The following is a 13,452-nucleotide window of genomic DNA, read 5'->3' on the forward strand; positions in this document are numbered from 1 at the left end:
ATGAGACTCGCCCACTTCTTCATCGACCGTCCGCGCTTCGCCACGGTCGTCAGCTGCTTCCTGACGCTGATCGGCCTCGGCGCGATGTTCGCGCTGCCCGTCGCGCAGTACCCGGAGATCGTGCCGCCGACCGTGCAGGTCACCACGTCGTATCCGGGCGCCTCCGCCGAAACGATCGCCCGCACCGTGGCGACGCCGCTGGAGCAGCAGATCAACGGCGTCGAGGACATGCTGTACCTCAGCAGCCAGTCCACCGGCGACGGCCGCCTCACCATTACCGTGACCTTCCGCATCGGCACGGACCTGAACGTCGCGCAGAACCTCACGCAAAACCGCGTGCAGAACGCGCTGCAACGGTTGCCGGAAGATGTCCAGCGCCTCGGCGTGCAGGTCCGCAAGGCCACGCCGAGCATTCTGCTGGCCGTACACGTGTTCTCGGGCGACCATTCGCGCGACACGCTATACCTGTCGAACTACGCCACGCTGCACATCCGAGACGTGCTCGCGCGGATCGAGGGCGTCGGGGACGTGCAGTTCCAGGGCGGCCGCGAATACGCGATGCGCATCTGGATCGACCCCGACAAGGCAGCGGCCAACAACCTCAACGCCAGCGAAATCCTGACCACGCTGCGCGCGCAGAACCTGCAGGTGTCCGCGGGCGTGCTGAACCAGCCGCCGACGCCTTCCGCGGAGGCGTACCAGATCAACGTGGAAGCACGCGGCAGGCTGGCGACGCCAAAGGAGTTCGAGGACATCGTGCTCAAGGCCGATGCGCAGGGCCGAATCACGCGCGTCCGCGACGTGGGCCGCGTGGAAGTGGGCGCCGCGGACTACGGTTCCACGTCGTTCATGGACCGCGACGACGCCACGGCCATGCTGATCTACGCGCAGCCGGGCGCCAACTCGCTCGACGTCGAGCACAAGGTGCTGGCGGCGATGAAGGAGCTGGAGAAGGATTTCCCGAAGGGCGTCGAGTACAAGATCATCTACGACCCGACGATCTTCATCGGCAAGTCGGTCGACGAAGTGGTCGTGACGATCTTCGAAGCCATCGTCCTCGTGGTCGCCGTGGTGTTCCTGTTCCTGCAGAACTGGCGCGCGACAATCATCCCCGTCGTCGCGATTCCCATCTCGCTGCTCGGCTCGTTCATCGTGCTCTATGCCTCGGGCATATCGCTGAACAACCTGTCGCTATTCGGGCTCGTGCTCGCGGTCGGTATCGTGGTGGACGACGCCATCGTCGTGGTGGAGAACGTCGAGCGGAACATCCAGTCGGGCATGTCCCCATTCGAGGCCGCGCACCGGACGATGGACGAAGTGGGCGGCGCGCTGATCGCCATCGCGCTGACGCTGTGCGCGGTGTTCGTGCCCGCGGCGTTCCTGAGCGGTATCACTGGCCTGTTCTTCCGGCAGTTCGCGGTGACCATCGCCGCGGCGACCGTCATTTCCTGCGTGGTGTCGCTGACGTTGAGTCCGGCATTGTGCGCGGTCCTGTTCAAGCATCATGTGCCGCACGATGCCGCCCACAAGAGTCGCGCGCGCCGCTGGCTCGATGCGGGGTTCGGCCGCTTCAACCGCGCGTTCGACCGCATGTCGTTCGGCTACGGCAACGTCACGCGCCGTCTGGCGCGCGTGCTGGGCCTCGTGCTGGCGGTATATGTGGGCCTGATCGTGCTGACGGGCGTGCAGTTCTCGCGCACGCCGACGGGTTTCATCCCCGAGCAGGACCAGGGCTACCTGATCACGATCGTGCAACTGCCGCCCGGCTCGTCGCTCGAGCGTACGGAGAAAGTCGTGCGCCAGGTCATCGATATCGCGCTGTCCACGCCGGGCATCGAACATGCGGCACCGTTCGTCGGCCTCGACGCCACGACGAGTACCGTCGCTTCGAACTCGGGTACCGTCTTTACCGGCCTGCCGTCGCTATACAACCACCACATCCCCGGTGTTGACGCCAATACCGTGCTGGCCGACCTGCGCAAGCGGCTGTCCGTCATCAAGGATGCCTACGTGCTGACGATTCCGCCGCCGCCGGTGCAGGGTCTCGGCAGCGCGGGGGGCTTCAAGCTGATGCTCGAAGACCGCGGCGGGCTCGGCTCGCAGGCGCTCGTCGATGCGGCCAAGTCGCTCGTCGCCGCCGCGAACAAGGATCCGGCGTTCGCGGGCGCGTTCACGCTGTTCAACGCTGGTTCGCCGTCGTTCTTCGCTGACGTGGACCGCGTCAAGGCGGAGAAGGTCGGCCTCAAGCCGACGGACGTGTTCTCCACGCTGCAGGTGTACCTCGGGTCGCAGTATGTGAACGACTTCAACTACCTGGGCCGGACGTATCAGGTCATCGCCCAGGCCGACGGACCGTTCCGCCGTACCGCGGAGGACATCACGCGGCTGAAGGCACGCAACGTGTTCGGGGACATGGTGCCGATCGGCACGGTGGCCTCGGTCGAGACGACGACGATCCCGTATCGCGTGCCGCGCTACAACCTGTATCCGGCCGCGGAAGTGCAGGGCGCCGCCGCGCCGGGCGTGGCGTCCGGCACCGCGCTGCTGCGCATGGAGCAGCTCGCACGGGAAGTGCTGCCGCGCGGCATCGGCTTCGAGTGGACCGAACTGGCCTTCCAGCAGCAGCAACACGGGACGCCCACCACGCTCGTGTTCGCCGCCGCCGCGCTGTTCTGCTTCCTCGTGCTCGTGGCGCAGTATGAAAGCTGGCGGCTGCCGATGGCCATCATCCTGATCGTGCCGATGTGCATTCTGGCGTCGGTCACGGGGCTGCATCTGCGGGGCATGCCGATCGATATCCTCGCGCAGATCGGCTTCGTGGTGCTCATTGGCCTTGCCGCGAAGAACGCGATCCTGATCGTCGAGTTCGCGCGGCAGAAGGAAGACGAGGGAGAAAGCTCGCCGGTGGAAGCGGCGGTGCACGCGGCACGCACCCGTCTGCGTCCGATCCTGATGACGTCACTCGCGTTCATCCTCGGCGTGGCGCCGCTGACGATCGCATCGGGCGCCGGCGCCGAAATGCGGCAATCGCTCGGTACCGCGGTGTTCTTCGGCATGCTGGGCGTGACCTGCTTCGGCCTGCTGTTCACGCCAGCGTTCTATATCTTCATTCGCAAGTTCGGTCGCCGGAGTCAAGCGTGATGTCCAATTTCTCTCTTACACCGCGCGTTGTGGTCGTGGCCGCCATGATGCTGGCGGGCTGCGCGGTCGGCCCCGACTACGTGAAGCCGCAAACCGACCTCGCACCGTTCCATAACACCGCGCCACGCGTTGCGGACAACGCGGCGCCGGTGAGCCTCGACACCTGGTGGACGGGCTTCGACGACCCGATGCTCGTCACCGTCATCGAGCGCGCATTGGCGCAGAACCTCGACCTCGCGGCCGCGCTGGCAAGGGTCGAGCAGGCGCGCGCCGTGGCGCAGGCCGCCGGCGCGGAGCTGTTGCCGACGTTCGACCTCTCCGCATCGGCCGCCGCGCAGCGGCAGAGCCTGCAAAGCCCGTTCGGTACGCTCGCGCAGACGTTCCCCGGGTTCGACCGCAACCAGCGCCATTACACGGCGGGTGCCGTGGCCAGCTGGGAGATCGACATCGCCGGCGGACTGCGGCGCGGTGCGGCCGCGGCGCGCGCGGAGGCGGAAGCCGCGTCGGCCGATCACGTCGGCACGCGGGTGACCGTCGCCGCCGATGCGGCCGATGCCTATCTGCAGGTGCGCGGGTATCAGTCGCGCCTGGCGGTGGCGCTGGACCAGATCCGCACGGACGAACGGTTGCTCGACCTCGTGCGCGAGCGGCGCCGGTATGGTGCGGCCGACGATCGGCAGGTGGCGCAGGCCGATGCGCTCTTGCGTCAGGCGCGCGCGACCGTGCCGCTGCTGCGCATCGCGCTGGAGGCACAGCTCAACCGGCTCGACGTGCTGATGGGCGTGCAGCCGGGAACGTACGCGGCGGAGCTGGCGGCGCCCGCGCAGGATGCCGTGCGCATTCCGTCGCCGCCGGGCATCGCGGGCGCTACCGAGCCGCTGGAGATGCTGCGCCGTCGCCCGGACGTGCTCGCGGCGGAGCGTCGGCTGGCCGCGTCTAACGAGCGCATCGGCGCGGCGCTGGCCGATTACTACCCGAAGCTGTCGCTGTCCGGCGCGCTGGGCTTCGACAGCATCACGACCAACGGGTTGTTCTCGGCACGGTCGTTCCAGCCGGTCGGCACGGCCGGGCTGCGGTGGCGGCTGTTCGATTTCGGCAAGATCGACGCCGAAGTCAAGCAGGCGCGCGGCGGTTACGCGGAGGCGCTTGCCGGCTACCGGCAATCGATCCTGCGGGCGGCGGAGGACGTCGAGAACGCGATGACGGCCATGGCGCAGACGGCCGAGCGCCGGCAGGAGCTGCAGGCGGAGGTGGCATCGTTGCAGCGCGCCCGCGAACTGTCGGAGCAGGCGTACCGCCTCGGCGCCATCACGCTGACCGATGTGCTGGACGCGGACCGCCAGTTGCTGGTGGCGCGGGATGGGGAGGACGAGGCGCGCACCAATACGAGTCGCGCGGCGGTCACGCTGTTCCGGTCGCTGGGCGGCGGCTGGACGGTGCCGCCGCCAGCATCCGACCCTGTCGCACGCAGTGAACGCGAAGGTGGTACAGTCGCGCATGTGGAAAACGATCGTCATCTAAATAACAATTAACCGGTGACGAAGCACGCGAGGGTGAGGGAAGATGGATCGGTTGCAGGCGATGGAAGTTTTCGCGCGCGTGGTGGAAGCGAACAGCTTCTCGCGCGCTTCCGATTCCCTCGATCTCTCGCGTACGTCGGTCACGACGATCGTGAAGAGCCTGGAGGCGCATCTGCGCACGCCGCTGCTTCAGCGGACCACGCGCAAGCTCAAGCTCACGCCCGAGGGCGCCGAGTACTACGAACATTGCGTGCGCATTCTTGCCGAGATTTCCGAAACCGAGGCGGCGATGGCCGGCGCTGGCAGGGGGCCGCGCGGCAAGCTGCGCGTCGATATGCCCGCCACCATCGGCAAATGGGTCGTGACGCCGCACCTGTACCGCTTTCATGAGTTGTATCCGGACGTCGAGCTGATCGTCGGCTATGGCGACAAGCTCGTCGATCTGATCCAGGACGGCGTGGACTGCGCCATCCGTGTCGGCGAGCTTCAGGACTCGACGCTGATCGCGCGCCGTCTCGCGGACATGCAGACGATTACGGTCGCCAGCCCGCAGTACCTGCATCGCCATGGCCTGCCACGCACCCTCGACGATCTCGAGCGGCATATGGCCATCCACTACATTTCAAGCAAGACCAATCGTGCGATTCCGCTGAGCTTCACGGTCGATGGGCGCATGGTGGAAGTGCAGGTGCCCGGCAAGCTCGGCTTCAACGACGCCGACGCCTACGTCGAATGCGGGCTGACGGGAACCGGCATTCTCCAGCCGCCCCGCTTCATGGTGGGCGAGCACCTGCGCTCTGGCGCGCTCGTCGAGATACTGCCGCAATGGCGCCCGCGCTCGCTACCGATCTCGGCCATCTATCCGCAGAGCCGGCATCTTGCACCGAAAGTGCGCGTGTTCGTCGAGTGGGTGCTGGGCCTGTTCGAGGCGTCGCCGCTCTTCACGCCCGAAGCGGTGCGCCGGGCGGGTGGGGGAGCCTCGACTGCGCAGGCCTCTGTTGCGGGGGCCTCGGACGTGCGGGACGCCAGCGCGCGGGACGGTTCCTACGGCCTGGCGGCGGGTGCGCTGGCGCCGCTGGCGGACTGAGCGCGCTTCCGCTTGCTACTGCTATTGCTGGTGCTGCTGCCGTGCTTCGTGGCACCGGGCTTTGCGCTGCCTGTTCCACTGCTGCCCGCATTCGTGCCCGGATGATTGGTGTCGATGGGCTGCGAACCGGCGCCGCCCGAGCCCTGCATGATCCCCGGACCCGTGCTGTCGGGCGCGGCCGCATTGGCGGCCAGCGCCGTCGAGGCGGCCATCGGCGCAAGCAGCAAGGACGCCGCGATCAGCGATGCGGCAATGATCACCACGCGTGGCTTCATGAAGTTTCTCCCGTGGGTTGTCTTGGTGGGTGAGGTAGGGGAGGTGGATGTCCCTACGGGTGTGCATGCCGGGGGGTGCAAGCCGCATGCCTGCCACATTCCCGCGTGCTGGCGGCCTGCTGGCACCCTCTGTGTGTCAAATTTGCACGCCCACCGTGTAACGCAGGCCGCAATCGGCAATTATTGCCACCCACTCACCGTCGCGCGGGGATGAGACATGGCGCAAGACATGTTTGTGCCATGCAACAACCCATCCATCTTTCCGACGCGGACGCGTCCATGCGCCACTAGCATGAATAGCGGCACATGCAGAAACTGCATTCGCAAATATCTCCCGGAGGATGGTCCATGTCCCGCGCTGTTCCGAACGCGCTCGCGGCGCTGTTCGCGGCCGTCGCCATGCTGGTGGCCGCAGCCAGCGCGAACGCCGAGATTCCGGCGCCGGCGGTGCATGTCGGATTCGGTCGCGATTACTCGCACGACATCAACAAGTACGAGATCGGCTTTCAGTTCGACTCCGGCTTCCACTGGGGCAACCCGCAGGGATGGCAGACCACGCTTTACTGGGAGTTCGATATCGCCCAATGGCAGACGCGTTATGGCACGCCGCGACAGAACGTCGTGGAGGGTGGTGTCTCGCCGCTGTTCCGCCTGCAGAAGCGGGGCGGCGCGTGGGAGCCGTTCATCGAAGGCTCCGTCGGCTTCCGCATCATGAGTCATTCGAGCACATCGCCGCAGCACAACTACAGCACCGCGTTCCGCTTCACGGAGATCGTCGGGGTCGGCGTGGCATTCGGTCCGCGCAACGCGGCCGAGTTCGGATTGCGCTTCCAGCATCTGTCCAACGGCACGATCAAGAAGCCGAACCCCGGCACGGATTTCATCACGGGCTACTTCAATTACCGCTTCTGACAAAAAAAATTCAAAATACTGCACTGCAAAAGTCTGTGCGATGTAACAGGAACTCGCCTGTATCCTGCTTCTCGAATCGTGGAAATACGATACACACGATCGACGATTAGGGAACGCCAGCATGGAAGTCGTAAAACGCTTGATTCTTGAAAACCGCGCGTGGGCCAGCGAGACGTTGGCCCGCGATCCCGAAGGCTTTGCGCGTCTGTCGGCGGGGCAGGCCCCCGCCGTCCTGTGGATCGGCTGTTCCGATAGCCGCGTCCCCGCCGAGCTCATCACCAACGCCGAGCCCGGGGATTTCTTCGTTCACCGCAATATCGCCAACCTGGTGGTCGAGCACGATCCGAGCCTGATGAGCGTGCTGCAATACGCGGTGGAAGTGCTCAAGGTCGACAACATCATCGTGTGCGGCCATCGCGGCTGCGGAGGCGTGCGCGCCGCGCTCGCGCGCGTGCCCGACCTGCCGCACGTCGATGCGCGGCTCGATTCCCTGAGGCAGGTCTATCGACACCATTGCCGCGAACTCGATGCGCTGCCCGATGACGACGCGCGCGTCGAGCGCCTCGTCGAACTCAATGCGGTCGCGCAGGTCGAGCGGCTCGCGGCGCTGCCGCTGATCCGTCAGGCGTGGGACAACGGCCGTCCGCTGCAGCTCCACGCGTGGGTTTACGACCTGCACACCGGACTGCTCGACCAACGGCATTCGATCGCCCCCGCGCCGGCCTCGGCGCTGGCTGCCTAGCGCCAGTTCCGCCACCTTTTTCCGGCCCGCACCGTTCATGCCGCGCGTGTCGCACGACCCGCGCGGGGGAGAGGTGCGTCCGCGATTTCCTTCATCCAAAGCGTCTCACTCAAAGCGCCCTCATGACTCTCAACGCCGACCGAACGGCCCCGCGGACCGCTTCCGCGTGGAAGCCCTACACGCGCCACCTCTCGCATGACATCCCCGCCGGGATCGTCGTCTTCCTCGTGGCACTGCCGCTTTGCCTGGGCATCGCGCTGGCGTCGGGCGTGCCGCTGCTCGCCGGGCTGCTTGCGGGCGTGATAGGCGGACTGCTCGTCGCGGTACTCAGCGGCTCGCAGCTCAGCATCAGCGGTCCCGCCGCCGGTCTTGTCGTCATCGTGATCGAGGCCATTGCATTGCTGGGCGGCTTCGAAGGCTTTCTGACCGCCGTGCTCGTCGCGGGCGTGCTGCAACTCGTCCTCGCCCGTCTGCGTGCGGGCGATCTCGGCGCGTATGTCCCCTCGTCCGTCATCAAGGGCATGCTCGCCGCCATCGGCCTGATGCTGATCGTCAAGCAGGTTCCGGTGGCGCTCGGGCATGCGTCGTTCTCCGCGTTCGATAGCCGCATTCCCGACGATGCCGGGCTGGGCGGCATGCTCGCGCAGGTTGGGGGCGCCATCTCGGGTGGCACGCTGACGGTCGCGGCGGTCTCGCTCGCGCTGCTCGCGATCTGGGAGACGCCCTGGGCGCGCGCGCAGCGCGTGCTGCGCCACGTGCCCGGTCCGCTCGTCGTGGTGGCCTGGGGCGTGCTGTACCAGCTTGTCACGGCGCATGCGGCGCCGGGCGTCGCGCTTGCGGACGAGCACCTCGTGCAACTGCCCCCCATCGACGGGTTGGCGTCGCTGGGCGCGCAACTCGTGCAGCCGGACTTCTCCCAGTTCGCGAATCCCGCGATGTATCGCGTGGCCATTACGCTCGCCATCGTGGCCAGCCTCGAGACCTTGCTGAGCGTCGAGGCCGTCGACAAGCTCGATCCGATGCGCCGCGTGGCGCCGAGCAATCGCGAGCTTTACGCGCAGGGGGCGGGCAATATCGCGGCCGGTCTCGTCGGCGCGCTGCCGCTGACGGCCGTGATCGTGCGCAGCTCGGCGAATATCAACGCGGGCGGGCGCACCAAGGTCTCGGCGATGGTGCATGGCGTGCTGCTGCTGTTGAGTGTGCTGTTCCTGTCGAATGCCCTGCGCTGGATTCCGCTCGCGGCGCTGTCGGCGATCCTGCTTCATGTGGGCTACAAGCTCGCCAGGCCGTCGCTGTTTGCGCAGGCGTGGCGGGAGGGACCGTCGCAGGCGGTGCCGTTCATCGTCACGGTGGCGGCCATTCTCGCGACGGATCTGCTGATCGGCATCGCCATTGGCATGGCGGTCGGCATCGGTTTCACGCTCCGCAGCAACTTCCATAGCGCGCTGTCGCTGACGCGCTACGAAGACTGCTATCTGCTGCGCATGCATAAGGATGTGTCGTTCTTCAACAAGGCGCGGCTGCGGCACCTGCTCGCGCGCGTGGAGCCGGGCAGCAAGCTGATCATCGATGCAAGCCGCTGTGCGTGGATCGACCACGATATCGAGGAGACCATCGCGGACTTCCAGCGCAGCGCGCGCGTGACGAAGATCGACGTGACCTTCCGCCCCATGCCCGCGCGCGGCGTGCCGCCAGCGGTGGCGGCGGCGATCCACACGTAACCGGAGATCGATTGGCGTCGATCGTCGTGAATCGCCGTGAATCGGAGGAGTGCCGCATAGTGCCATTCGGCGATGGGTCGGGGGTTGCGCATTGCAACGGTTAACAGACCAAGTTGCGCCACCTCTGTTAACGTGTGCGAGGGCGCGGCATGCCAGCGTTTGCCGCGCGTTTGAACCGACACCAGGAGTCAATCCCATGCCAACGAACGAACCAGCCCTGTTTTCCGCGACGACGATCGGCGCCATCGAGGTGGCGAACCGCATCGCCATGGCGCCGCTCACGCGGTCGCGCGCGGACATGAACGGTGTGCACTCGGACCTTGCGGTCGAGTATTACCGGCAGCGTGCATCGGCAGGGCTGATCATCAGCGAAGCCACCAATATCTCGCGCCAGGGGCGCGGCTACGCGTTCACGCCGGGCATCTATACCGAGGCGCATGTGGCGGCGTGGCGCCGCGTCACCGACGCGGTGCACGAAGCCGGTGGCAAGATCGTCTGCCAGCTCTGGCACGTCGGCCGCATGTCGCACGCCTCGCTGCAGGAAAACGGCCAGCCGCCGGTAGCGCCCTCGGCCATCCAGGCCGGTGAACTGGTGTTCCTCGAGACCAGCACGCAGGACCGTCCCTCGATGCCGCGCGCGCTCGAAACCTCCGAAATTCCCAAGCTCGTCGATGACTACCGGCACGCCGCGCGGTGCGCGAAAGAGGCGGGCTTCGATGGCGTGGAAGTGCATTCCGCCAACTGCTACCTGCTCGAGCAGTTCCTGCGGGATAGCACGAACAAGCGCACGGACCAATATGGCGGCTCGATCGAGAACCGCACGCGCTTCCCGGTAGAGGCCATCTCCGCCGTGGCGGAAGTGTGGGGACCGGACCGCGTCGGCGTACGCCTGTCGCCGATCACGCGCGCGGTCGGCGACACGCCGCTGGACAGCGATCCGCAGGCGCTCTACGGCTATTACGCGGAGCGGCTCGGCAAGCTCGGCATGGCCTACCTCCATTGCATCGAAGGGCAGACCCGTGGCGACAACGCGGCGAGCGCATTCGACTTCAAGGCCCTGCATGCGTCGTTCGGCGGCAAGTACATCGCCAACAACAGCTATAGCCGCGAGATGGCGATCGAGGCGGTGGATTCCGGCCACGCGGACATGGTGGCCTTCGGCCGACCGTTTATCGCCAACCCGGACCTCGTGGACCGCCTGCGCCGCGACGCCCCGCTGGCATCGCCCGATCCGTCCAAGTTCTATGGCGGCGGGGCGGCGGGGTATACGGATTACGAGACGTTGGAGGGCTGAAACGGTTGGAGGGCTGAAATGTTGGAGGGCTGATCGCCAGCCGGCATGGTCCCCATGGGAGCGCGGCGCGGCGCGCCAGCTTAGGGAAAGTGGCTATATCAAATACTCTGGAATGGATATCCAGAATAACGCCAATCCGCCCTATAGTTGTGCGTCGCTTCTTTCGCCACGCTTTCCCATGGGATTGTTTTCATGACGCAGCCGCAAGACCCGCCGCAAGCCCCGCCGCAAGACCCGCCGCAAGGCCAGCCGCAAGACGGGCTTCACAACCAGCCTCAAAACGAGCCTCAAAACGAGCCTCACGAAGGCCGGGCCGGCGCCTTGTTCGCGGACGCAGTGTTCGCGCGCTCCTGGCCCAAGCTCGACGCGCCGCAGGCCGCCGCGCTGGCCGCGCGGGCGTTCGGCATCTCCGGCGATGCCACGCTGCTCACGAGCGAGCGCGATCAAAACTTCCGCATCGACGGACCGGACAACGCGGCCTACGTGCTGAAGATCACGCATCCGGCCGAGGACGCCGGCGTAACCGACTTTCACACGCAGGCGCAGCTGCACCTCATGCGCGCGGACGCCACGCTCCCGATTCCGCGACTGATCGCCACGCGCGACGGCCAGAGCGTCTACTGGCGCGGCCTCGGCAGCGGGTCCGATGGGAGCGCGCCCACACGGCAGGCCGTGCGGCTGATCACATTCGTTCCGGGCGTCCCCCTTTACAAGGTGGCGCGAAGCGCGGCCCAACGGCGCGCGCTTGGCACGGCGCTCGCGCGCATCGACCTCGCGCTGCATGGATTTACGCACGCGCATGCCAGTCACCGGCTGCTGTGGGACCTCCAGCATCTCGCGCAGTTACGGCCATTGCTGGCCTGTATCGAGGACCCCGCGCGGCAGTCGCTCGTGCGCCGGTACCTCGATCGCTTCGAGGCGCGCGTCGCCCCCGTGTTGCCCACGCTGCGCCGCCAGGTCATCCATAACGACCTCAACCCGTACAACGTTCTCGTCGACGCGGAAGATCACGACCGGGTCGCGGCGGTCTTCGACTTCGGCGACATGGTCGAGGCTCCGCTGGTGAACGAGATCGCCGTCGCGGCCGCTTACCAGCTGGCCGATGCGCCGGATCCGCTCGTCACGGCCGCCGAATGCATCGGCGCCTATCATGCGCGCCTGCCGTTGACCGACACGGAAATCGCGCTGCTGCCCGACCTGATCGCCGCAAGGCTGATGACGACCGTCCTCATCACGTCGTGGCGCGCGCGCGAGCATCCCGAGAACAGCGCGTACATCCTGCGCAACAGCGGGCTGTCGTGGAGCGGGCTCGAACGGCTCGATGCACTGGGCATGGACCAGGCCGTGCGATCCCTTCAACACGCACTGCAACAGGCACTGCCCATGTCGCAACATCACTCTCATCAGCAAGTCGAGGATATTCATGAGTAAGGACAAGGCGATGCTCAATGCGTTCGACCCGTCGCGCGCGAGCGAACTTGCCGAAGCGGATCGCGCGCTCGTCGCGCGGCGCCAGCAACTGCTGTCGCCCGCATATCGCCTGTTCTATGACGAGCCGCTGCATATCGTCCGCGGGGAGGGCGTCTGGCTCTACGACAATACCGGCCGCGCCTACCTGGACGCCTACAACAATGTCGCGTCGGTCGGCCACTGCCGGCCGGAAGTGGTCGAGGCCATCGCCCGGCAGGCCAGCGTGTTGAACACCCATACGCGCTATCTGCACGAGGGTGTCCTCCACTATGCCGAGCGGTTGCTGGCCACCTTCCCGGCACCGCTGTCGCAGGCCATGTTCACGTGCACCGGCAGCGAGGCGAACGACCTCGCGCTGCGCATCGCGCGCCGGCACACGGGCGGAGAGGGCATCATCGTGACGCGCCTCGCCTATCACGGCGTGACGACGGCCATCGCCGAAATCTCGCCATCGCTCGGCAAGGCGGTGCCGCTGTCGCCGGCCGTCCGCGCGGTGCCGCCGCCCGATGCCTATCGCGAAGATGCGGCAACCGTAGGCCAGCGTTTCGCGCAAGCCGTGCGCGATGCCTGCGAGGACCTGCTGCGACATGGCATCCGGCCGGCCGCGCTGATCGTCGATACGCTGTTCACGAGCGATGGCGTGTTCGCCGACCCGGCGGGGTTCCTGCGCGAGGCGGTGGACGTCATTCGGGAGGCGGGCGGCGTCTTTATCGCCGACGAGGTGCAGGCGGGGTTCGCGCGCACGGGCTCCTGCATGTGGGGCTTCCAGCGGCACGATGTGGTTCCGGATATCGTCACCATGGGCAAGCCGATGGGCAACGGGCATCCGATCGCCGGCGTGGTCGCACGTCCCGAGGTCGTCGAGGCGTTCGGCCGCGAAGCCCGTTACTTCAATACCTTCGGTGGCAATCCGGTCTCGTGCGCGGCCGCGCTGGCGGTGCTCGACGTTATCGGGAAGGACGGGCTCCAGGCCAATGCCGCGCGGATCGGCGCGCACCTGCGAGAGGGTTTCAGGGCGCTGGCCCGGCGGCACGACCTGATCGGCGATGTGCGCGGCGATGGGCTCTTCCTCGGTATCGAACTCGTGCGCGACCGTGCCACGCAGGCGCCCGCCACCGAGGAGACCGCGCGCATCGTCAATACGATGCGGCGGAATGGCGTGCTGATCAGCACCACCGGGATGCTCGGCAACGTGCTGAAGATCCGCCCGCTGCTGCCGTTCACGCCGGAGAATGCGGATTTGCTGCTGCAGGTGGCCGACGACGCGCTACGCGGCGTGTGAGCGAGCGG

Annotated in this window: 10 protein-coding genes; 9 read left to right on the plus strand and 1 reads right to left on the minus strand. The window is 66.8% G+C overall.

The window, feature by feature from the left end:
* Genes KHP16_RS12820 through KHP16_RS12830 form a run of 3 tightly spaced genes read left to right on the plus strand, consistent with a single transcriptional unit; the run spans nt 1 to nt 5,748 of the window.
* A complete protein-coding gene (locus tag KHP16_RS12820; protein WP_211960316.1) occupies nt 1-3,141 on the plus strand; it encodes an efflux RND transporter permease subunit in 3,141 nt (1,046 codons plus the stop codon).
* Nucleotides 3,141-4,673, plus strand: coding sequence for an efflux transporter outer membrane subunit (locus tag KHP16_RS12825; RefSeq protein ID WP_211960317.1), 1,533 nt, complete (start codon nt 3,141-3,143; stop codon nt 4,671-4,673). Before KHP16_RS12820 ends, KHP16_RS12825 begins: the two co-directional genes overlap by 1 nt.
* 31 nt (nt 4,674-4,704) lie before the next feature.
* Complete coding sequence (locus KHP16_RS12830) at nt 4,705-5,748, plus strand: LysR family transcriptional regulator (RefSeq protein ID WP_109582948.1); 1,044 nt, start codon at nt 4,705-4,707, stop codon at nt 5,746-5,748.
* On the opposite strand, the gene KHP16_RS12835 is transcribed toward KHP16_RS12830, so the two are convergent.
* Nucleotides 5,706-6,023 carry a hypothetical protein gene (locus KHP16_RS12835; RefSeq protein WP_109582946.1) on the minus strand — a complete coding sequence of 106 codons (318 nt, stop codon included), beginning with the start codon at nt 6,021-6,023 and terminating at the stop codon, nt 5,706-5,708. The two genes, KHP16_RS12830 and KHP16_RS12835, sit on opposite strands and share 43 nt — an antisense overlap.
* Before the next feature lie 348 nt (nt 6,024-6,371).
* Between KHP16_RS12835 and KHP16_RS12840 the strand changes: the two genes are divergently transcribed.
* The 6 genes from KHP16_RS12840 to KHP16_RS12865 all read left to right on the plus strand — a co-directional run bounded on the left by KHP16_RS12840 (nt 6,372) and on the right by KHP16_RS12865 (nt 13,444).
* Nucleotides 6,372-6,935 carry an acyloxyacyl hydrolase gene (locus KHP16_RS12840; RefSeq protein ID WP_121491425.1) on the plus strand — a complete coding sequence of 188 codons (564 nt, stop codon included), beginning with the start codon at nt 6,372-6,374 and terminating at the stop codon, nt 6,933-6,935.
* Between the two features lie 121 nt (nt 6,936-7,056).
* Complete coding sequence (locus KHP16_RS12845) at nt 7,057-7,677, plus strand: carbonic anhydrase (protein WP_109582942.1); 621 nt, start codon at nt 7,057-7,059, stop codon at nt 7,675-7,677.
* A 122-nt stretch (nt 7,678-7,799) separates the two neighbouring features.
* Nucleotides 7,800-9,398: a SulP family inorganic anion transporter gene (locus KHP16_RS12850; RefSeq protein WP_211960318.1), complete on the plus strand. Its 1,599-nt coding sequence runs from the start codon at nt 7,800-7,802 to the stop codon at nt 9,396-9,398.
* 196 nt (nt 9,399-9,594) lie between these two features.
* Nucleotides 9,595-10,692 (plus strand): alkene reductase, encoded by a 1,098-nt coding sequence (locus KHP16_RS12855; protein ID WP_109582939.1) that lies wholly within the window; start codon nt 9,595-9,597, stop codon nt 10,690-10,692.
* 192 nt (nt 10,693-10,884) lie between these two features.
* Nucleotides 10,885-12,123, plus strand: a complete 1,239-nt coding sequence (locus tag KHP16_RS12860; RefSeq protein WP_211960319.1) for a phosphotransferase — start codon at nt 10,885-10,887, stop codon at nt 12,121-12,123.
* Nucleotides 12,116-13,444, plus strand: coding sequence for an aspartate aminotransferase family protein (locus KHP16_RS12865; RefSeq protein ID WP_179593704.1), 1,329 nt, complete (start codon nt 12,116-12,118; stop codon nt 13,442-13,444). Before KHP16_RS12860 ends, KHP16_RS12865 begins: the two co-directional genes overlap by 8 nt.
* Nucleotides 13,445-13,452: the final 8 nt, after the last annotated feature.

Source organism: Cupriavidus plantarum (genome assembly GCF_905397285.1).
GTDB lineage: Bacteria > Pseudomonadota > Gammaproteobacteria > Burkholderiales > Burkholderiaceae > Cupriavidus > Cupriavidus plantarum.

What these genes read in the sequence shown, in the direction of transcription:
- KHP16_RS12865 (WP_179593704.1), top strand. Translation starts at nt 12,116, where the DNA reads ATGAGTAAGGACAAGGCGATGCTCAATGCGTTCGACCCGTCGCGCGCG.
- KHP16_RS12825 (WP_211960317.1), top strand. Translation starts at nt 3,141, where the DNA reads ATGTCCAATTTCTCTCTTACACCGCGCGTTGTGGTCGTGGCCGCCATG.
- KHP16_RS12860 (WP_211960319.1), top strand. Translation starts at nt 10,885, where the DNA reads ATGACGCAGCCGCAAGACCCGCCGCAAGCCCCGCCGCAAGACCCGCCG.
- KHP16_RS12820 (WP_211960316.1), top strand. Translation starts at nt 1, where the DNA reads ATGAGACTCGCCCACTTCTTCATCGACCGTCCGCGCTTCGCCACGGTC.
- KHP16_RS12850 (WP_211960318.1), top strand. Translation starts at nt 7,800, where the DNA reads ATGACTCTCAACGCCGACCGAACGGCCCCGCGGACCGCTTCCGCGTGG.
- KHP16_RS12835 (WP_109582946.1), bottom strand. Translation starts at nt 6,023, where the DNA reads ATGAAGCCACGCGTGGTGATCATTGCCGCATCGCTGATCGCGGCGTCC.
- KHP16_RS12855 (WP_109582939.1), top strand. Translation starts at nt 9,595, where the DNA reads ATGCCAACGAACGAACCAGCCCTGTTTTCCGCGACGACGATCGGCGCC.
- KHP16_RS12840 (WP_121491425.1), top strand. Translation starts at nt 6,372, where the DNA reads ATGTCCCGCGCTGTTCCGAACGCGCTCGCGGCGCTGTTCGCGGCCGTC.
- KHP16_RS12845 (WP_109582942.1), top strand. Translation starts at nt 7,057, where the DNA reads ATGGAAGTCGTAAAACGCTTGATTCTTGAAAACCGCGCGTGGGCCAGC.
- KHP16_RS12830 (WP_109582948.1), top strand. Translation starts at nt 4,705, where the DNA reads ATGGATCGGTTGCAGGCGATGGAAGTTTTCGCGCGCGTGGTGGAAGCG.